This is a genomic window from Tsukamurella sp. USMM236 (genome assembly GCF_037148755.1).
Classification (GTDB): Bacteria; Actinomycetota; Actinomycetes; order Mycobacteriales; family Mycobacteriaceae; genus Tsukamurella.
Genome location: NZ_JBBCSS010000006.1, coordinates 62504 through 83434 on the forward strand (window position 1 = coordinate 62504; position 20931 = coordinate 83434).

General features: G+C 72.4%; 9 protein-coding genes. 5 read left to right on the forward strand and 4 right to left on the reverse strand.

Features of this window, described 5'->3' with window-relative positions; all coding sequences use genetic code 11:
• The first annotated feature begins 30 nt into the window (after positions 1-30).
• Positions 31-1329, forward strand: coding sequence for a hypothetical protein (locus tag WFK95_RS19120; protein ID WP_336671609.1), 1299 nt, complete (start codon positions 31-33; stop codon positions 1327-1329).
• On the opposite strand, the gene WFK95_RS19125 is transcribed toward WFK95_RS19120, so the two are convergent.
• Complete coding sequence (locus WFK95_RS19125; protein WP_224646319.1) at positions 1304-2122, reverse strand: SIR2 family NAD-dependent protein deacylase; 819 nt, start codon at positions 2120-2122, stop codon at positions 1304-1306. The two genes, WFK95_RS19120 and WFK95_RS19125, sit on opposite strands and share 26 nt — an antisense overlap.
• 308 nt (positions 2123-2430) lie before the next feature.
• Here WFK95_RS19125 and WFK95_RS19130 point away from each other — a divergent pair, with 308 nt between their 5' ends.
• From WFK95_RS19130 to WFK95_RS19140, 3 genes are read left to right on the forward strand one after another with little or no spacing between them, the layout of a single operon-like run.
• Entirely contained in the window at positions 2431-11727 is a 9297-nt protein-coding gene (locus WFK95_RS19130) for a fatty acid synthase subunit beta domain-containing protein (RefSeq protein WP_336671610.1), read from the forward strand.
• A gap of 17 nt (positions 11728-11744) precedes the next feature.
• Positions 11745-12170, forward strand: a complete 426-nt coding sequence (gene acpS / locus WFK95_RS19135; RefSeq protein WP_224646315.1) for a holo-ACP synthase AcpS — start codon at positions 11745-11747, stop codon at positions 12168-12170.
• Between the two features lie 20 nt (positions 12171-12190).
• Positions 12191-17644 carry an ATP-binding protein gene (locus WFK95_RS19140; protein WP_336671611.1) on the forward strand — a complete coding sequence of 1818 codons (5454 nt, stop codon included), beginning with the start codon at positions 12191-12193 and terminating at the stop codon, positions 17642-17644.
• 309 nt (positions 17645-17953) lie between these two features.
• Here the strand turns inward: WFK95_RS19140 and WFK95_RS19145 are convergent, their stop codons facing one another.
• Entirely contained in the window at positions 17954-19099 is a 1146-nt protein-coding gene (locus WFK95_RS19145; RefSeq protein WP_336671612.1) for an acyl-CoA dehydrogenase family protein, read from the reverse strand.
• Positions 19100-19115: 16 nt separating this feature from the next.
• Positions 19116-19589: a thioredoxin-dependent thiol peroxidase gene (bcp, locus tag WFK95_RS19150; protein ID WP_224646309.1), complete on the reverse strand. Its 474-nt coding sequence runs from the start codon at positions 19587-19589 to the stop codon at positions 19116-19118.
• 18 nt (positions 19590-19607) lie between these two features.
• On the opposite strand from bcp, the gene WFK95_RS19155 reads away from it, so the two are divergent.
• Positions 19608-20003, forward strand: coding sequence for a hypothetical protein (locus tag WFK95_RS19155; RefSeq protein ID WP_336671613.1), 396 nt, complete (start codon positions 19608-19610; stop codon positions 20001-20003).
• Between the two features lie 17 nt (positions 20004-20020).
• Here WFK95_RS19155 and WFK95_RS19160 read toward each other — a convergent pair whose 3' ends face one another.
• Positions 20021-20884, reverse strand: a complete 864-nt coding sequence (locus WFK95_RS19160; RefSeq protein ID WP_336671614.1) for a LysR family transcriptional regulator — start codon at positions 20882-20884, stop codon at positions 20021-20023.
• Positions 20885-20931 lie beyond the last annotated feature (47 nt).

Consider the following 20931-nt stretch of genomic DNA (forward strand, 5'->3'; position numbering starts at 1 on the left):
CCGCGGGCGCACCTGGTGCGTCCAATTGATGTGACGGATTTCCAGGGCATCGGTCAGACCGCGTGGGAGCAGATGTCGGTCTCCGAGATACGGCACTTCGCGCGCGGGCTCTCCGGTTCGGGGGTCGCGGCGGACGCGCGTGCGATCGGCAGCGCGGGGAACTCGCACGCCGACAGCCTGGCGGAGCTGCAGCGCGACGCGGGTCTCCTGAGCGCCCGCTGGCGCGGCGAGGCCAAGGACCAGTCGTACGTCGAGATCGGCCAGTACACCGACCGCGCGTACACGAACGCCGTCGCGCTGCGCCGGCTGGTGGGCGACGTCGAGGATCTGTCCGACACCGCGACGACCACGAACGGGAAGTTCAGCGACCTGCCCGATCCGCCCTCCCGCGACGAGGCGTGGTCGAACTCCGGCTATCGGAACCAGGTCGCGGAGAGCGTGCGCAGCACCTACTCCGCGCCGGTCCAGACATCCGCGTCCACCCTGCCGCTGGGCGAGAGCCGCGGCCGCACCGACTTCCGCCACGTCGGGCCCGCGGCGACCAAGAACAACGCCGCGGGCACCGGGGCGCCGACGGAGCCCGGGACGGTGTCCCCGACCGACGGCGCCGGCGCGGGCGACGGCGGGACGACGGACACGGGCACCGGTGCCGGGACCGACACGGCGGTGACCGGGACGGACCCCGTCGACACTGCGACGACGGGCACGGACACCGCCGCGGACGAGACCGGCACCGGCACGGGAACGGGGACGGGGACGGGTGGCGGCGCGGGAACGGGGAGCGGCACCGGCGGCGGCGACACCGGCGCGGGCGCGGGCGAGGGGCTCGGGGGTGGCAGCGACCCGACGACGGACGACGCGACCTACGATCCGCTCGCCGACACCGCGACGCCGTCGTCGCTGCTCTCGCCGTCCACGGGCGTCCCCGTCACGTCTGCGGCCCGCACCGGCGCCGGGCTGTCGGGGATCGGCGGCCGCGGCGACGTCGGGCGCACCGCCTCGCCGCTCGGCCTGCGGCAGGACGCCGCGGTCGCGCGATCCGCGGCGCCGCAGGTCGGAACGGGAGCGACCACCACGGGCGCGCGGCCCTCGACGGGGCCCTACGGCATGCCGGCGGCCGGCGCGGGCGCGCAGCGCGGTCAGGGCGACGGCCGGCACCGGCTGCCCGCGTACCTCATCGATCGGAAGAACGGCGAGGAGATCGTGGGCGGCATGCCGCTGGTCGGCCCCGGCGTCATCGGCCAGTGGAAGTCCGACGGTCCGCCGGACTCCCCGCGCCCGCAGGCGCCTTCGGCGCCGCCCGCTACTGGCGAGCCGCGCCCGCGTTGATCGCCGCGACCAGGGCGGGCAGCGTCGTCGCGGCGGTGCCCCGCCAGTGGTACGAGGCGGCCTCGCTGAGCGGCGTGGCCTCCGGATTGATCTCGATCACCGGGATCCCCGCCGCGAGCGCCGTCTCGGGCAGGCGCGCCGCGGGATAGACGATGTTCGACGTGCCGATCACGAGCACCACGTCGGCCATGACCACCGCGGCCTCGGCGCGGCTCCACGCGTCCATGGGCAGCGGCTCGCCGAACCAGACGATGCCGGGCCGCACCAGCGACAGACAGTGCATGCAGGTGGGCGGCGTGGCGCGCAGCGTCGGCTCCACGTCGGCGTCGTCGGGGAGGAACGCGTCCGCCCCGAGGTAGGGCGTCCCGCAGTGCTCGCAGCGCGGCGCGAACAGGCTGCCGTGCAGGTGCGAGATGACCCGCGAGCCGGCCCGCTCGTGCAGGTCGTCGACGTTCTGCGTGACGATCGAGACGGTGCGGTGCGAGGCCAGCTCGGCGAGGGCGATATGACCGTCGTTGGGATCGGCCTGCCGCGCGACGTGCGCGCGCCACTGGTACCAGCCCCAGACCAGGGCGTTGTCGCGGCTCCAGCCGTCGACGGAGGCGATCGCCTCCGGGTCGTACTGCTCCCAGAGACCCGTCTGCGCCTCGCGGAAGGTGGCGATGCCGGATTCGCGGCTCATGCCCGCGCCGGTGAGCACCGCGATGGACTCGGCGGAACGCACCAACTCCGCCACGGCGGCGGGGACGGGGATTGCGGCGGGGCGGTCGGAAGGGTGCATTCCGGGCTGCATCGGCACAGACTACCGACCGTCGACGGGGCGATGGGGTAGGTAACGATTCGATAACAACTGCTACTCGCGGGAAACATCGGTGATCGTGGTCACGTGGTGGTGGACCTGCGTGGATTCATGGGTGTATCGGCAGTCGGATACACCCGTGAATCGATATCTCCAAGCTACTCGCCGGTATACCGACTGGTTACATATCTGCACGTCAGAGGTAGTGCGAATCCTGTGGTCTCATGGAATACGGGTTTTCCGCGGGCCTGCCGCGGACGTGCCGTCATAGCGGCGCGCAGCGAGCTGATCCGAGGAGATTCATGACTGTCGACGACTTCGTCACCGCCAATGCACGCACCGCCAAGGGACCGCGGAGCAACGACGCGCTGGTGGACAGGTTGGCAGCGGGGGAGCAGTACGCGCTCACCTTCGGCGGCCAGGGCGGCCCCTGGCTGCCCGGTCTGGTCTCGCTCCTGGAGCAGACCGGCCTGGCCGACGATCCCGAGTACCGCGACCTCTTCGACGGCTTCGTCGCGCGCGCCGACAGCGTGCTCGAGCCCGTCCGCGCCGAGCTGCTCCGGGCGCAGGCCCTGACCTTCGACCCGATGCGCTGGCGCGACGCCTCGATCGCCGCCTCCGAGGCCGAGACCACCGACGAGGACGAGGACCAGGCGCAGGCCGCCGCGGGTCCGGCGGCGCGCCGGCTGCTCGCCCCGCAGGTCGACGGTGCCGTCTTCTCCGTGCCCGGCGTGCTGTTCGCGCAGCTCGTCGCCCTGTACGGCCTCGAGGCCCAGGGCCTCGACCCGTGGGACGTGCCGCCCGTCGCCGCCATCGGCCACTCGCAGGGCCTGCTCGCCGTCTCCGCCTTCGCCTCGCGCGGCAACGAAGGCGACCTCCTTGCCATCGCGCGTCTCATCGGCGCCGCGGGCCGCGTCGTCGCCCGCCGCAAGGGCCTCGTCGCCCTCGGCGGCGCCACCCCGATGATGGCCGTCACCGGCGTCCGCCGGGACAAGCTCGAGAAGCTGCTCGCCGACTTCACCGCCACCGTCGCCTTCGACGCCTGCGGCCCCGTGCTCGCCGTGCGCAACAACCGCAACTCCTTCGTGCTCACCGGCACCCCGAAGCTGCTCGCCGGCTTCCGCGAGTTCTGCGAGTCCGTCGCCGAGGCCGAGGAGGAACAGCGCAAGGAGAAGCTCACCGGCGGCGCCGCCTTCGCGCCGAAGTTCGAGGACGTCGCGGTCGACATCGGCTTCCACCACCCCGCCCTCGCCGACGGCGTCGGCCTGGTCACGGAGTGGGCCGAGCGCTGCGGCCTCGACGCCGCCACCGCCGCCCGCCTCGCCGCGGCCGTCCTCGTGGAGCCCGTGGACTGGGTCGACGAGGTCGACGGCGCGATCGGCAAGGGCGCCCGCTGGCTCATCGACCTCGGCCCCGAGGACATCGCCACCAAGCTCTCCGCAGCCCCCGCGCGCGGCCGCGGCGTCGGCCTCGTGCCCGCCACCACGCTGCGCGGCGCCCGCAACCTCTTCTCGCCCGGCGGCGTGCCGGAGCTCCCGCTCGCCTGGTCGGAGTTCTCGCCGCGCCTGGTGACCCTGCCCGACGGCCGCACCGTGCTGTCCACCCGCTTCACCGAGCTCACCGGCCGCAGCCCCATCCTGCTCGCCGGCATGACCCCGACCACCGTCGATCCCGGCATCGTCGCCGCGGCCGCCAACGCCGGCCACTGGGCCGAGCTGGCGGGCGGTGGCCAGGTGACCGAGCCGATCTTCGCCGACAACGTCGAGAAGCTGACCGCGCTCCTCGAGCCGGGCCGCGCCGCGCAGTTCAACTCGCTCTTCCTCGACCCGTACCTGTGGAAGCTGCAGCTCGGCGGCAAGCGCATCGTGCAGAAGGCCCGCGCTACGGGCGCCCCGCTCGACGGCGTGATCATCACGGCCGGCATCCCCGAGCTGGAGGAGGCCACGGCCCTCGTCGAGGAGCTCACCGAGGCCGGCATGCGGCACGTCGCCTTCAAGCCGGGCACCGTCGAGCAGATCCGCCAGGTGGCGCGCATCGCCGCCGAGGTCCCGCAGTTCCCCGTGATCGTGCACGTCGAGGGCGGTAAGGCCGGCGGCCACCACTCCTGGGAGGACCTCGACGAGCTGCTGCTCGTGACCTACGCCGAGCTCCGCGACCGCAACAACGTCGTCCTCGCGGTCGGCGGCGGCATCGGCACGCCCGAGCTGGCGGCCCAGTACCTCTCCGGCGAGTGGTCGCGCAAGTACGGCGCCCCCGCGATGCCCGTCGACGGCATCCTCGTCGGCACCGCCGCGATGGCGACGCTCGAGGCCACGACGTCGGACGACGTCAAGCGCCTGCTCGCCGAGATCCCCGGCACCCCCGCCTGGATCGGCGCCGGCCACGCCGGCGGCGGCATGGCGTCGGGCCGCAGCCAGCTGGGCGCCGACATCCACGAGATCGACAACACCGCCTCCGCGTGCGGCCGCCTGCTCGACGAGGTCGCCGGTGACGGCGACGCCGTGGCCGAGCGCCGCGACGAGATCGTCGCCGCGATGGCCGGCACCGCCAAGCCCTACTTCGGCGACGCCGACGCGATGACCTACGCGCAGTGGCTCGAGCGCTACCTCGAGCTCTCGGTCGGCACCCGCGAGCAGCTCGCCGCCGCCGACGCGAGCCGCTTCGGCGACTACGGCTGGCTGGACATCACCCACCAGGACCGCTTCCTGTCGATGCTGCACCGCGCCGAGGCCCGCCTCGCGCCCGAGGACCGCGGCCCCATCGAGACCGGCTTCGCGGACGTCACCGCGACCGACGACGCCTACGCGGCGCTCGATCGGCTGCTGCAGCGCTACCCGGAGGCGGCCGACACCCGGCTGCACCCGGCCGACGTGCCCTTCTTCGTCTCGCTGTGCCGCACCCCCGGCAAGCCGGTGAACTTCGTGCCCGTCGTCGACAAGGACGTCCGCCGCTGGTGGCGCTCCGACTCGCTGTGGCAGGCGCACTCGCCGCGCTACTCGGCCGACGAGGTGTGCATCATCCCCGGCCCGGAGGCCGTCGCCGGCATCACCCGCGTCGACGAGCCCGTCGGCGACCTGCTCAACCGCTTCGAGGCCGAGCTGGTCCGTCGCCGCCTCGGCGAAGGCGTCGTCGCGGAGGCCGTCGCCGGCCGCCGCGTCGTGCCGGGCGTCCAGTCTGTGCCGCTCGCGCGGGCCCTGGCCGCCACGAACATCCTGTGGGCCGGCCGCCTCGTGCACAGCCCGATCGCCCGCCTGGGCGCCGGCAGCACCTGGACCGTCGAGGCCGACGGTGACTCCGCCCTGCACTCCGCCACCGGCGCCCGCCTGCGGGTGACCGGCCCGAACGCGGTCGTCCTGGAGATCCCGGTCTCGGGCACCGACCTCGTGATCCCGATCCAGGTCCCGGACAGCTGCGCCGACGGCGGCGTGCCCGTCATCGAGCTCGGCGCTGCCAGCGAGTCCATGTCGAAGCTGGTGGCCCTGGCCGCCGCGGGCGACCTGCCCGCCGTCGCCGACGGCGCCGCGACCATCGACTTCGAGTTCCGCGCCGAGGACGCCGCCGACCACGCGGCGATCACGGCGGACAGCCTCCCCGTGGGCCTGTCGGCCCTGTACGGCGACGAGCAGCTGGCCGTGCCGGACGCCTTCGTCGGCCTGTGCTGGCCCGCGTCCTTCGCCGTGGTCGGCGCCGCCACCACGGCCGAGGGCCGCCCCGTCGTCGAGGGCATGCTCGACCTGGTGCACCTCGACCACGCGATCGAGCTGGCCGCGAACCCGACGCCAGGCGTGTACCGCGCGACCGCGCGCCTCGAGGACGTGACCGCCACCGACATCGGCACCGTGGTCACCGTCGGCATCGACGTCCGCGCCCCGGGCGCCGACGCCCCGGCGGTCGTCATGACCGAGCGCTTCGCGATCCGCGGCCGCACCGGCGCCGCCGAGCTGGCCGACCCGCAGCCCGCGGGCGGCGCGCGCGGCGAGACCGCCACCGAGACCCCGCGCAAGCGACTCCGCCAGGCCGTCGTCAACGCCCCGCAGGACATGAGCGGCTTCGCCGCCGTCTCCGGCGACCACAACCCGATCCACACCTCGCAGGTCGCCGCCAGCCTGGCCGGCCTGCCCGGCCCGATCGTCCACGGCATGTGGCTCTCGGCCGCCGCGCAGCAGGTGGCCTCCGCCTCCAACGGCGACGTCATGCACCGCAAGATCCGCGGCTGGACCACGCGCTTCCTCGGCATGGTCCTCCCGGGCGACGAGGTGCAGTTCACCGTCGAGCGCGTCGGCATCGACCGCGGCGGCGAGCTGCTCGAGGTCACCGCGCGGGTCGGCGACGATCTCGTGATGGCCGCGTCGGCCGTGGCCTTCCCGGCCGTCACCGCGTACGTCTTCCCGGGACAGGGCATCCAGGGCAAGGGCATGGGGCTGAACCAGCGCTCGCGCAGCAAGGCCGCGCGCGAGGTCTGGGACGCAGCGGACGCGCACACCCGCGAGAACCTGGGCTTCTCCATCCTCGCCGTGGTCCGCGACAACCCGCTGTCGATCCGCGCGAACGGCACCGTCTACACCCATCCCGACGGTGTGCTGTACCTGACCGAGTTCACCCAGGTTGCGATGGCGACCGTGGCCTGCGCGCAGCTCGCCGAGCTCACCGAGATCGGCGCCCGCGTCGACGATCCGATCATCGCCGGCCACTCCGTGGGCGAGTACAACGCGCTGGCCTCCGCCGGCGTGCTGCCGCTCGGCACGATCCTCGAGACCGTCTTCCACCGCGGCCGCATCATGCAGCAGCTGGTGCCCCGCGATGAGCAGGGCCGCAGCCCCTACGCGATGGCCGCGCTCCGCCCCGAGCTCTTCGACGTCGACGACGCCGAGATCTCCGACTGGGTCGAGGGCAACCTCGAGGGCGCCGACGAGTTCGCCGAGATCGTCAACCTCAACCTGCGCGGCGCGCAGTACGTCGTGGTCGGCAACCAGGCCGGGCTCGACGCGCTGGAGAAGGCGATCGCCGAGCGCACGGGCAGCCCGAAGGCCTTCCAGCTGGTGCCGGGCATCGACATCCCGTTCCACTCCTCGGTCCTGCGCGACGGCGTGCCGGAGTTCGCCGCGCGCCTGCAGGAGCTGGTGCCCGCCGAGTTCGACTACACCAAGCTCGTCGGCAAGTACCTGCCGAACCTGGTGGCCCGCCCGTTCGAGCTGACCGCCGACTTCGCGGTCTCGATCCTCGACGTGGTGCCCAGCGAGCCGGTGCGTGAGCTCGTCGCCGACTGGGACGCGGCCGCCGCGAACCCGATGGCCACGGCCCGCACGCTGCTCATCGAGCTGCTGGCGTGGCAGTTCGCCAGCCCGGTCCGGTGGATCGAGACGCAGGATCAGCTGCTCATCGACACCGACCACGGCGGCCTGGGCGTCGAGCGGTTCATCGAGGTGGGCCTCGCGTCCGCCCCGACGCTCGCGAACCTCGCCAGCCGCACCCTGGCCCTGGCCTCGTACCAGCGCGCCGCCGCGACGGTGCTCAACGCTGAGCGCGACGCCGCGAAGGTCTTCGCGACCGACGAGGACGTGGAGGAGGACGAGGGCACCGACGCGCCCGCCGAGGCCGCGGCGCCCGCCGCTGCCGCCCCGGCCGCAGCACCCGCTGCCGCACCGGTGGCGAGCGCACCGTCGGGCGGCCCCCGCCCGGCCGACCTCGGCTTCGACGCCGCGGACGCCACCCGCGCCATGATCGCGATCTGGACCAAGATGCGTCCGGACCAGCTGGAGAAGACCGACACCATCGAGACGTTGTGCGACGGCGTGAGTTCGCGCCGCAACCAGCTGCTCCTCGACCTGGGCAGCGAGCTCAACCTCGGCGCCATCGACGGTGCCGCGGAGGCCGACCTGCCCACGCTGGCCGGCACGGTCACCAAGCTGGCGCGCACCTACAAGCCGCTCGGCCCGGTGCTCTCGGAGACCGTCGGCAACCAGCTGCGCAAGCTGCTGGGCTCCACCGGCAAGCGTCCGAACTACATCACCGAGTACGTCACCGGCACGTGGGAGCTCGGCCCGGGCTGGGCCCAGCACACCGTGCTCGCGCTGGCCACCGGCACCCGCGAGGGCGCCTCGGTCCGCGGCGGCGACCTCGCGACGCTGCTCGACGGTGCCGTCTCCAACGCGGCAGCGCTCGACGCGCTGATCGACCGCGCGGTCGCCGAGGTCGGCGCCGCGCAGGGCGTGCCGGTCGGCAAGCCCTCCGCCGGCGGCGGGGGCGGCGGCGCGACCGTCGACGCCGCGGCGCTCGCCGAGTTCACCTCCGCGATCACGGGGGAGGACGGCGCGCTCGCCGCGTCGGCCCGCGTGCTGCTGCAGAAGCTGGGCCTGGGGACCGTCGAGGGCGGACTGCCCTCGCTCGACGACGAGTCGGAGCGGCTCGCCGCGCTGATCGCCACCGAGCTGGGCGACGACTGGGCGAACGCGGTCGCGCCGGCCTTCGACGCCAACAAGGCCGTCCTCATCGACGACCGCTGGGCCAGCGCCCGCGAGGACCTGCTCCGCGTGTGGAACATGGACCCGGCGACCTTCCCGACCTACAGCAAGCACATCCTGGAGACCGCCAAGGGCGCCGGCAAGGCGCTGCAGGACCAGGCGCAGTGGTGGGAGAAGAAGGCCACCGAGGCCGGCCGCACCGAGCACGCCCGGGCGTACGCCTTCCTCTCCGGCCTGGCCAAGAGCAGCCCGGAGCCGGGCGTCTACGCGGGTGAGGTCGCCGTCGTCACGGGCGCCTCCGCCGGGTCGATCGCCGCGGCGGTGGCCGCGCGCCTGCTCGCGGGCGGCGCGACGGTGATCGCGACGACCAGCCGGCTCGACGACAAGCGCCTCGACTTCTTCAAGGAGCTCTACCGCACCAGCGCCCGGACCGACGCCGCCCTGTGGATCGTCCCGGCGAACATGGCGAGCTACGCCGACGTCGACGGGCTCGTCGAGTGGATCGGTGAGCGCCAGGCCGAGACCGTGGGCCCGTACACCACGGTCCACAAGGAGGCCCTGGTCCCGACGATGCTGTTCCCGTTCGCGGCGCCCCGCGTCTCGGGCGACATGTCGGACGCCGGGCCGCGCGCCGAGCTCGAGATGAAGATCCTGCTGTGGTCGGTCGAGCGGCTCATCGCCGGCCTCGCCGCCATCGGCAAGGACACCGACCTGGCCTCGCGGCTGCACGTCGTGCTCCCGGGCTCCCCGAACCGCGGCATGTTCGGCGGCGACGGCGCCTACGGCGAGTCGAAGGCCTCCCTGGACGCCCTCGTCACCCGCTGGAACGCCGAGAAGTCCTGGTCGGAGCGGGTCACCCTGGCCCACGCGATCATCGGCTGGGTCCGTGGCACGGGCCTCATGGGCGGCAACGACCCGCTGGTCGAGGCCGTCGAGGCGGCTGGCGTGCGCACCTGGTCGACCTTCGAGATGGCCGACAAGCTGCTCGCGAACGCCAGCGCCGAGGCGCGGGAGCGGGCCGGGACGGCCCCGCTGTTCGACGACCTCACCGGCGGCCTGGGCGGTGTGAACCTGGACATGAAGGCGCTCGCCGAGCAGGCCATGGAGGCCCGCCTCGCCGAGGCCGCCGAGGCCGAGGACGAGGGCACCATCGCGGCCCTCCCCGGTGCCCCGGTCGCCACGCTGCGCGAGCCGGACTGGGACGCCATCGAGGCCCGGCCCGAGGACATGGTCGTCATCGTCGGCGCCGGCGAGGTCGGCCCGTACGGCAGCTCGCGCACCCGCTTCGAGATGGAGGTCGACGAGCGGCTCTCCGCCGCGGGCGTCGCCGAGCTCGCCTGGGTGACCGGCATGATCACCTGGGAGAACGACCCGGAGCCGGGCTGGTACGACGCCGAGTCGGGCGACCTGGTGCCCGAGGCCGAGCTGGCCGACAAGTACCACGACGCGGTCGTGGAGCGCTGCGGCATCCGCGAGTTCAGCGACGACGGCGACATCATCGACCAGACGGCTCCGCTGCTGGTGTCCGTCTTCCTGCCCGAGGACATGTCCTTCGTGGTGGCGAACGAGGCGGAGGCCCGCGCCTTCGTCGACGCCGATCCGGAGAACACCGTCGCCGTGCCGATGGAGACGGGGGAGTGGCGGATCACCCGCAAGGCCGGCACCGAGATCCGCGTGCCGCGCCGCACCAAGCTGCTGCGCAGCGTCGGCGGGCAGATCCCGGACGGCTTCGACCCCACGCACTGGGGCATCACGCCCGAGATGATCGAGTCGGTCGACCGCCTGGCCCTGTGGAACCTGGTCGCCACCGTCGACGCCTTCATCTCCGCGGGCTTCGAGCCGGCCGAGCTGATGGAGTACGTGCACCCCTCGCACGTCGCCAACACGCAGGGCACGGGCATGGGCGGCATGAGCTCGATGCGCGACCTGTTCATCAACACCCTGCTGGGCGAGCCGAACCAGAACGACATCCTGCAGGAGGCCCTGCCGAACGTCGTCGCCGCGCACGTCGTGCAGAGCTACATCGGCAGCTACGGCGCGATGATCCACCCCGTGGCGGCCTGCGCCACGGCGGCGGTCTCGGTCGAGGAGGGCGTCGACAAGATCAAGGTCGGCAAGGCCCTGTTCGCGGTGACCGGCGGCTTCGACGACCTGTCGATCGAGGGCATCACCGGCTTCGGCATGATGCAGGCCACCGCGGACAGCGAGAAGATGCTGGCCAAGGGCATCAGCCCGCGCCGCTTCTCCCGCGCCAACGACCGCCGTCGCGGCGGCTTCGTCGAGTCCAACGGTGGCGGCACCGTCCTCCTGGCCCGCGGCGACGTCGCGGCGAAGATGGGCCTGCCGGTGCTCGGCGTGGTGGCCTGGGCGCAGAGCTTCGGCGACGGCGTGCACACCTCCATCCCGGCGCCGGGCATGGGCGCGCTGTCTGTGGCCGCCGGCGGCCCGGAGGCCCCGATGGCCCGCAGCCTGCGGCAGCTGGGTGTCGCGGCGGACGACGTCTCGATCATCAGCAAGCACGACACGTCGACCAACGCGAACGACCCGAACGAGGCGAACCTGCACGAGCGGATCGCCGCGTCGATCGGTCGCTCCGAGGGCGCCCCGATGTTCGTGGTCTCGCAGAAGTCGCTGACGGGTCACGCCAAGGGCGGCGCCGCCGCCTTCCAACTGATCGGCATGTGCCAGATGCTCAACGAGCAGGTGCTCCCGCCGAACCGCAGCCTCGACTGCGTCGACGACGAGATGCGGAAGTTCCCGCACCTCGTCTGGCTGCGGGAGACGCACCGGTTCGACGAGGGCTTCCGTCCCAAGGCGGGCCTGCTGACCTCGCTCGGCTTCGGCCACGTCTCGGGCCTCATCGCGGTCGTGCACCGCGACGCCTTCCTGGCCTCGCTCGACCCGGCGGCGCGCGCCGAGTACCTGGCGGCGGCGCGGGAGCGCGAGGTCGCGGGTCGGCGCGCGGTGCTCTCGGCGATGTGCGGCCGGTCGGGCCTGTACCGCAAGCCCCCGGCGGGCCGGCGCTTCGGCGCCGACGCGACCTCGGAGGCGACGGACCGGACCGAGGCGGCCCTGCTGCTCGACGAGGCCGTGCGGCTGGGACCCGACGGCACGTACTGCGCCGACGGATGCCGGTAGCCCGATAGGCTTCCGCCATGGCCGTGGTGGGAGTCGGGATCGACGTGGTGCACGTGCCCGGGTTCGCGGAGCAACTCGCGCAACCCGGGACCACGATGCTCTCGTCGTTCAGTCCCGCCGAACGACGGGACGCCGCGGGCGACGTGCGCTCTCTGGCCGCCCGGTGGGCGGCCAAAGAGGCCGTCTTCAAGGCGTTCTCGTCGGGCTTCTACGCCCAGCGGCCGGCCGAGAAGGAGGTCGGCGCGCGGGAGGTGGAGGTGGTCTCCGATGCTTGGGGACGCCCGGCGGTACGGGTGTACGGCCGCATAGCGGCCGATCTCGGGCCGGGTGCGACGATCCATGTGTCACTCACCCACGACGGTGACACCGCGGCGGCGTTCGCGGTGATCGAGAGAACTGAAGAGCGCGACGGTCCGGTAGGGACCGAGTCGCGCACCGGATAGAGCCGAAAGGGAACAAGCGAGTGTTCAGCCGAATCGCCATCGTGAACCGAGGTGAGGCCGCGATGCGCCTCATCCATGCGGTCCGCGACCTGGCCGCCGAGACCGGGCAGCAGATCGAGACCGTCGCCCTCTACACCGACGTCGACCGCACTGCGACCTTCGTCCGCGAGGCCGACATCGCGTACGACCTGGGGCCTGCCGCTGCGCGGCCGTACCTCAACTACGAGCTGCTCGGCACCGCCCTGCAGGAGACCGGCGCCGACGCGGCGTGGGTCGGCTGGGGCTTCGTCGCCGAGGATCCCGTCTTCGCGGAGAAGTGCGCCGAGGTCGGCGTGACCTTCGTCGGCCCGAGCCCCGAGGCGATGCGGCAGCTCGGCGACAAGATCGGCGCCAAGCTGATCGCCGAGGAGGTCGGCGTCCCCGTCGCGCCGTGGAGCCGCGGCCCCGTCGAGACGCTCGAGGACGCCAAGGCCAAGGCCAAGGACATCGGCTACCCCCTCATGCTCAAGGCCACCGCCGGCGGCGGCGGGCGCGGCATCCGCATGGTCGCCTCGGACGCCGATCTCGAGGACGCCTACCTGCGCACCCGCGACGAGGCCGAGCGCGCCTTCGGCAGCGGCGTCGTCTTCCTGGAGCGCCTGGTCACCGGCGCCCGCCACGTCGAGGTGCAGGTCATCTCCGACGGCGAGACCGCGTGGGCCCTCGGCGTGCGCGACTGCTCCGTGCAGCGCCGCAACCAGAAGGTCATCGAGGAGTCCGCCTCCCCGGTGCTCGGCCCCGAGCAGGTGCAGCGGCTCAAGGAGTCCGCGGAGCGCCTCGCCATCAAGGTCGGCTACCGCGGCGCCGCCACCGTCGAGTTCCTCTACCACCCGGGCGACGACCTGCTCGCCTTCCTCGAGGTGAACACCCGCCTCCAGGTCGAACACCCGATCACCGAGGTCACCAACGACTTCGACCTCGTCCGCGCGCAGCTGCACGTCGCCTCCGGCGGCAAGCTCGACGGCGAGCGCCCCGTCGAGCGCGGCCACGCCATCGAGGCCCGCCTCAACGCCGAGGATCCGGACCGCGACTTCGCTCCCGCCCCTGGCCGCATCGCGCTGCTGGACCTGCCCGCGGGCCCCGGCATCCGCATCGACACGGGCGTCTCGCAGGGCGACACCATCCCCGCCGACTTCGACTCGATGATCGCCAAGGTCATCGCGTACGGCAGCGACCGCGACCAGGCGCTGGGCCGCCTGCGCCGCGCCATGAACGAGACCCGCGTCATCATCGAGGGCGGCGCCACCAACAAGAGCTTCGTGCTCGACCTGCTGAACCAGCCCGAGGTGATCGACGGCAGCGCCGACACCGGCTGGATCGACCGGGTCCGCGGCGAGGGCCGCCTGGTCGCCGACCGCCACACGTCGGTGGCGCTGGCCTCCGCGGCGATCGACGCCTACGAGGACGAGGAGCGCGCCGAGCTCACCCGCCTGCTCACGACCGCGTCGGGCGGCCGCCCGCAGGTGCAGCACGAGAGCGGCACCCCGCTGGACTTCAAGCTCCGCGGCGCGAGCTACCGCGTCCGCGTCGCCCGCACCGGCGCCCACAACTTCCGGCTCGTCATCGACACCGGCGCGGAGACCCGCACCGCCGACGTCGACCTGGAGCGCTTCGACAACCACACCGGCCAGGCCGTGGTCAACGGCGTCCGGTACCGGCTCACCACCGGCACGCACGGCCCCGTCCACGTGGTCGACGTGGACGGCGTCACCCACCGCGTCAGCCGCGACGAGGGCGGCGTGGTCCGCTCGCCCGCGCCGGCGCTCGTGGTCGCCGTCCCGGTCGCCGTCGGCGACGAGGTCGAGGCCGGTGCGCCGATCCTCGTCCTCGAGTCGATGAAGATGGAGACGGTGCTCCGCTCGCCCTTCTCGGCGCGCCTCAAGGAGTGCGCGGTCACCGTCGGCAGCCAGGTCGAGGCGGGCGCGCCGCTGCTGCGCCTCGAGCCCCTCGGCGACGGCGACGAGGAGGCCGCCGGCAGTGCCGCCGGTCCCATCGACCTGCCGGCGGAGCCCGCGCAGGTGGGCGCCGTCGAGCGCGCCGCCGCGGGCCGCGACGCCCTGCGCAGCCAGCTGCTGGGCTACGACGTCGACCCGGCCGACGAGAGCCGTCTGCTCGACGAGTACCTCGTGGACCGCGTCGCCGCGGAGCTCGAGGGCGCCGCTCCCGCCGGCGCGGAGCTCGCGCTGGCCGGCGTCTTCGCCGATCTCGCCGAGCTGGGCCTGCGCCGCTCGGTGGGCGGGGACGACGAGGTGCACAGCCCCCGCGAGCACTTCCACACCTACCTCCGCAGCCTCGACGCCGACCGCGCCGGACTGCCGGACTCCTACCGGGCCAAGCTCGCCGCGGCCCTCGGCCACTACGGCGTCGCCGAGCTCGACCGCACGACCGACCTCGAGTCGGCCGTCTTCCGCGTCTTCCTGGCGCAGCAGCGGCCCAAGGTCGGCGTCCGCGCCATCACCGCGCTGCTGCGCAAGTGGCTGCGCGAGCCGGCACCGTCGGTCGAGGAGGGCGGCGACGCGCGCGCCGTGCTCGAGCGGCTCATGGACGCGACGCAGTCGCGCTACCCGGTGATCGCCGACCTCGCCCGCGGCGTGGTCTTCGCCTGGTTCGGTCAGCCGCTGCTGCGCGGCAACCGCGAGGGCGTGTACTCGGCGGTCCGTGCGCACCTGACGCACCTCGACCAGAACCCCACGGCCGCAGACCGTTCCGACCGGGTCGCGGAGATGGTGCGCAGCACCGAGCCGCTGGTCCTGCTCCTGGGCGAGCGCCTGGCGGGGGATCACCCCACCGACAACGCGGTCATGCTCGAGGTCCTCACCCGCCGCTACTACGGCAACAAGGGCCTCGCCGAGGTCCGCACGCAGGACGTCGCGGGCACGGAGTGGGTCGTCGCCGAGCGCGACGGTGCCCTGCTCGCCTCTGCCGCCGTGGCCTACGACGGGCTCAGCGACGCGGTCGCCGGGCTGGCGCAGGTCGCGGAGGGCGCGGCGTCGGTCGACGCCGATATCTACCTCAGCTGGGAGCAGCAGCCCGAGGACCAGGACGAGATGGTGGCGGCCTTCGACAGCGTGCTGTCGGCGCACCCGCTGCCGGCGCAGGTCCGGCGCGTGACGATCACCGTCGCGGGCAGCGGCGGCGCGGTCATGCACCACCACTTCACGTTCCGCGCCGCGACCAACGGGGTCGTCGAGGACCGCCTGATCCGCGGCCTGCACCCGTACATCGCGCAGCGCATGCAGCTGGAGCGGCTTCGCCGCTTCGACCTGACGCGCCTCACCTCGTCGGACGACGAGGAGGTGTACCTCTACCGCGCGGTCGCCAAGGAGAACCCGGCCGATGACCGCCTGGTCGCCTTCGCCCAGGTCCGTGACCTGGCCGCCGTCCGCGACGGCGAGGGCCGCCTGCTGGCGCTGCCGACCGCGGAGATCGCGCTCGCCACGTGCGTGGACTCGATCCGCCGGGCACAGGCCGCCCGCCCCAGCGCGAAGCGGCTGCCCACCAACCGGATCGTCATGTACATCTGGCCGCCGGTGGACCTCAGCGACGCGGAGCTCGAGGCGCTCGCCGGCCACATCGGGTCGACCACGGTCGGCGCGGGCCTCGAGGAGGTGCTGCTCATCGGCCGTCGCCGCGACGCGGCGTCCGGCGAGCTCGTCAAGACCGAGGTGCGGGTGTCCTTCAGCCCCACCGGTCGTGCCGACCTGCACATCGGCGAGCCGGTCGAGGACACCGTCGAGCCGATCGACGGCTACCGCCAGAAGGTGCTGCGCGCCGCGAGCCGCAACACCGTCTACCCGTACGAGCTGACCGCCGCGCTGGGCGATTTCGTCGAGTACGAGCTGGCCGAGGGCGACATCGCCGACGTGCTGGTGCCCACCGACCGGCCGAAGGGCCGCAACACCGCGGGCATCGTGGTCGGCGTCATCTCGACCGCGACCGAGCTGTACCCGGAGGGCGTCAAGCGCGTTCTGCTGCTGGGCGATCCGACCAAGTCGCTGGGCGCGCTCGCCGAGGCGGAGTGCCGCCGGATCAGCGCGGCGATCGACCTCGCGCACCGGATGGAGCTGCCCGTCGAGTGGTACGCGCTCTCCGCGGGTGCCCGCATCTCGATGGACTCGGGCACCGAGAACATGGACTGGGTCGCGGCGGCGCTGAAGAAGATCGTCGAGTTCACGCAGCAGGGCGGCGAGATCAACATCGTCTCCGCGGGCATCAACGTGGGCGCGCAGCCGTACTGGAACGCCGAGGCGACGATGCTCATGCACACCAAGGGCGTGCTGATCATGACGCCGGAGTCGGCGATGGTGCTCACCGGCAAGCAGTCGCTGGACTTCTCCGGCGGCGTCTCGGCGGAGGACAACTTCGGCATCGGCGGCTACGACCGCATCATGGGCCCGAACGGCCAGGCGCAGTACTGGGCGGCGGATCTCATGGGCGCGCACCAGATCCTGATGGGGCACTACGCGCACACCTACATCGCCCCCGGCGAGCAGGCGCCGCGTCGTGCCGCGACCACGGACCCGTCCGATCGCGACATCACGACGTTCCCGCACGTGCTCGCCGACAGCGACTTCACGACCGTCGGCGACATCTTCTCCGCGGAGAAGAACCCGGACCGCAAGAAGCCCTTCGACATCCGCACCGTGATGCGCGCGCTGTCCGACCAGGACCACGAGGTGCTCGAGCGCTGGGCCGGCATGGCCGACGCCGAGACCGCGGTCGTGCAGGACGTGCACATCGGCGGCATCCCGGTCTGCCTGCTCGGCATCGAGTCGAAGTCGGTGCCGCGCCTGGGCTTCCCGGCGACGGACGGCCCGGACACCTACACCGCCGGCACGTTGTTCCCGCAGTCGTCGAAGAAGGCGGCGCGCGCGATCAACGCGGCGAGCGACAACCGGCCGCTGGTCGTGCTCGCCAACCTCTCGGGCTTCGACGGTTCGCCGGAGTCGCTGCGCAAGCTCCAGCTGGAGTACGGCGCCGAGATCGGCCGCGCGATCGTCAACTTCTCGGGCCCGATCGTGTTCTGCGTGATCTCGCGGTACCACGGCGGCGCGTTCGTGGTGTTCAGCAAGCAGCTGAACCCGAACATGACGGTGCTGGCCATCGAGGGCTCCTTCGCCTCGGTGCTCGGCGGCGCCCCCGCGGCCGCGGTGGTGTTCTCGGGCGAGGTCAACTCCCGCACCGGCAACGACGCGCGGGTCAAGGACCTCGAGGCGCAGGTCGCCGAGGCCACTGGCACCGAGCGCGCGGCGCTGCTCGCCGAGCTCGACGAGGTGCGGGGCTCCGTCCGCGCCGAGAAGCTGGGCGAGGTCGCCTCCGAGTTCGACGGGGTGCACAGCATCCGTCGCGCCGTGGAGGTCGGCTCGGTCGACGAGATCATCGCCGCCGCCGACCTGCGCCCGAAGATCATCTCGGTGATCGAGGCCGCGCAGTAGGACTCACGTACGAAGGGCACCGTCGGGACATCCCGACGGTGCCCTTCGTCGTTCCAGCGGACGTGGGGCTTCCCGCGGGGACTTCGTCCTCGACAGTGGGTTGCAACCCGATGCTCGGTGAAGACTCCCCGCGGGAGCCCGAGGTGCCTCGCACGGCGCTCTCGGATTCTGTCCGCTGTGGACACGCTGTCCGATCCGGACAGAATTCGAGAGTCGTGCGGCCGGAAACCCTGTGGCACCCGTCGTACCCGCCGAGAAACGACGAAAGGCCGGGGCGCGCCCTCGCACCCCGGCCGTCGTCGTCGAAAACTACAGCGCCAGGTCGCGCCCGATGATCTCCTTCATGATCTCGGACGAGCCGGCCCAGATGCGGGTGACGCGGGCGTCTATCCACGCGCGGGCGGCGCGGTACTCGCGCATGTAGCCGTAGCCGCCGTGCAGCTGCACGCAGGAGTCCAGCACCTTGTTCTGGATCTCGGCGGAGATGTACTTGACCTTCGCGGCGTCGACGGCGGTCAGCGTGCCCTCGGCGTGCGCGAGCACGGCCTGGTCCACGTAGGCCTGGGCCATCTCGATCTGGGTCACCAGGTCGGCCAGCAGGAACTTGTTGTGCTGGAACGAGCCGATCGAGGCGCCGAAGGCCTTGCGCTCGCGGGCGTACTCGATGGTCTCGGCCAGGATCTGCTTGGCGTGCGCCACGTTGCCCACCGCGGAGCCGATGCGCTCCTGGGGCAGCTTCTCCATCATGTGGTAGAAACCGCGGTCCACCTCGCCGATGAGGGCGCTGGCGGGGACCCGCAGGTCCGAGTAGAAGAGCTCCGCGGTGTCGGCCTCGGGCTGGCCCACCTTGTCGAGCTTGCGGCCGCGCTCGAAACCGGGCAGCGAGCAGTCCACGGCGAACAGCGAGATGCCGCGGGCCTTGGCGTCGGGGTTGGTCTTCGCGGCGATCACCGCGACGTCGCAGGTGTAGCCGTTGGTGATGAAGGTCTTGGAGCCGTTGAGGATCCAGTCGTCGCCGCTGCGCACCGCCGTGGACTTGATGCCGGCCAGATCGGAACCCGCGGACGGCTCGGTCATGCCGATCGCGGCCACGGCCTCGCCGGCGGCGATGGCGGGCAGCCACTGCTGCTTCGCCTCGTCGGTGCCCAGGCGCACGATGTACGGCGTGGTGATGTCGAAGTCGATGCCCACCGAGCTCGCGAAGGCCATCGAGACCTTGGCCAGCTCCTCCTGCGCGATGGCGTTGAAGCGGTAGTCGTCCGCCTCGCCGCCGCCGTACGACTCCGGGATCTCCAGTCCGAGGACGCCCTGCTCGCCGAGACCGCGCCACACGTCGCGGGCGATCAGCTTGTCGTCGATGTACTGCTCGGCGTGCGGCAGCACCTGCTTCTGCAGGTAGTCCCGGACCGCCGAGCCGAACTGCAGGTGGTCCTCGGAGTAGATGGTGCGTTCCACGTCGGTGGGTTCCTCTCTAGAGCTTCAGGTCGCGGCGCAACTTGGCGACATGGCCGGTCGCGCGCACGTTGTACTGCGCCACCTCGATGGTGCCGTCCGCGCCGATGACGAACGTCGACCTGATGACGCCCGTCACGGTCTTGCCGTACATCATCTTCTCACCGAAGGCCCCGTATTCGGTAAGCACCTGCTTATCCGGATCGGAGAGGAGCGGAAATGTGATCGAGTCGCGCTCCTGGAACTTCTTGAGCTTCTCCGGCTTGTCGGGGGAGATGCCCAGCACGGTGAGCCCGGCGTCGGCGAAATCGGAGAGGTTGTCGCGGAAATCGCAGGCCTGCTTGGTGCAGCCCGGCGTCATCGCAGCGGGGTAGAAGTAGAGGACAACCCGCTGGCCACGGTAGTCGGCGAGCGAAACAGGCTTGCCGTCCTGGTCCGGCAAAGTGAAAGAAGGTGCATTAACTCCCGGCTCCAGCCGCGCAGATGTAGTCATGCAGTTACCGTATCTGGCATGGCCACACAGGACGACACCTCCGGAGCTACCGGCGCAGCCGGCGGCCGGGGTCGCACGAGGATCCGCAACCTGGCGAGCGCTGCGCTCAACGCCGACGTCACCATCGATCAGGCGACGGCGATGCTCGACGGTCTGGGCACGACCATGGAGAACATGGACCGGACGATGACCGACTTCGATTCGACGTTGGTCCGCATGAACCGCGACCTCGAGGAGTTCGAGCGCCTGATGTCGGCGATCGCCGCGACGGTCGCGCGCACCGACGCGGCCATCACGAAGGTCAATGCACTGCTCAGTGCTCCCAACGCGGTGCTCTCGGTCGCGGAGAAGGCGATCGCGGGACCGGTCGACACCGTCGGGGCGCTGAGCCGGAGGTTCCTGCACCGCGACTGACCGCGACCGGCGCGCGGCTACCGGCGGTATCCGTTCGACAGCCCCACCAGCAGCTCCGCCACCAGTGGGTTCGGTGTGGCGTCGGTGCGCAGCACCGCGGACACGGGCAGCGTGAAGCCGGGCGCCGGCCGGCTCGCGATGCCGGGCTGGCGCGGGTCCTCGTACAGCAGCGTCCACCCCTCGGGGTTGTTGATCAACTCGAAGGCGACGGGGTGGTCGTCGCGGATCTCGGGGCCGAGCCGCACCTCCAGCCCGTCGGCGGTGAAGACCTTGTCGACGAGCCGGTGCAGCAGCACCTGCTGGTGCGGGGGCGGCAGGAGCAGCGGGTACTGCGCCAGCTCCGTGGTCGACGGTGCCCGGCCGAGGGCCGCGAGGGGATGCCGCGTGGAGAAGGCGATGAGCGGGTTGTCCACCCACAGCGGCTCCAGGTAGAGGCCGGGCTCGTCCAGGCGGCCGCGGATGAGCGCGAGGTCGGCCTCGCCCGACTTCACCGCGGCGATGCGCTGTGCGAAGGGCTTGATGAGGAAGTCGATCTCCGCGCCCGGGTGCCGCTCGCGCACGTCGGAGGCGGCGGCCAGCGCGGATCGGGCGAACGACATGTTCGCCGCGAGCCGGATCCGGTCCGGCCGCGGGCGCACCGCGTCGATCGCCTCGTCCCGCTGCCGGAGCAGTTCGCGGGCGCGGGGGAGCAGGGACTCGCCGGCGTCGGTGAGGCGGACGCGCCGCCCGGCCCGCTCGAAGAGCTCGGCGCCCAGCTCCTTCTCGAGGGTCGCGATCTGGTGGCTCACCGCCGACTGCGAGACGAAGCACTGCTTGGCCGCGCGCGAGAAGCCGCCGTGATCGGCCACCGCGACGAGGTACTCGAGTTGCCGGAATTCCATACCGCCATTGTATGAACAGATGCGATGGATCGCATCATCAGGACGGT

Bases quoted from the DNA above. Each gene is read 5' to 3' on its own strand.
- WFK95_RS19155 (WP_336671613.1), top strand. From the start codon at position 19,608: ATGGCCACACAGGACGACACCTCCGGAGCTACCGGCGCAGCCGGCGGC.
- WFK95_RS19160 (WP_336671614.1), bottom strand. From the start codon at position 20,884: ATGGAATTCCGGCAACTCGAGTACCTCGTCGCGGTGGCCGATCACGGC.
- WFK95_RS19130 (WP_336671610.1), top strand. From the start codon at position 2,431: ATGACTGTCGACGACTTCGTCACCGCCAATGCACGCACCGCCAAGGGA.
- WFK95_RS19125 (WP_224646319.1), bottom strand. From the start codon at position 2,122: ATGCAGCCCGGAATGCACCCTTCCGACCGCCCCGCCGCAATCCCCGTC.
- bcp (WP_224646309.1), bottom strand. From the start codon at position 19,589: ATGACTACATCTGCGCGGCTGGAGCCGGGAGTTAATGCACCTTCTTTC.
- acpS (WP_224646315.1), top strand. From the start codon at position 11,745: ATGGCCGTGGTGGGAGTCGGGATCGACGTGGTGCACGTGCCCGGGTTC.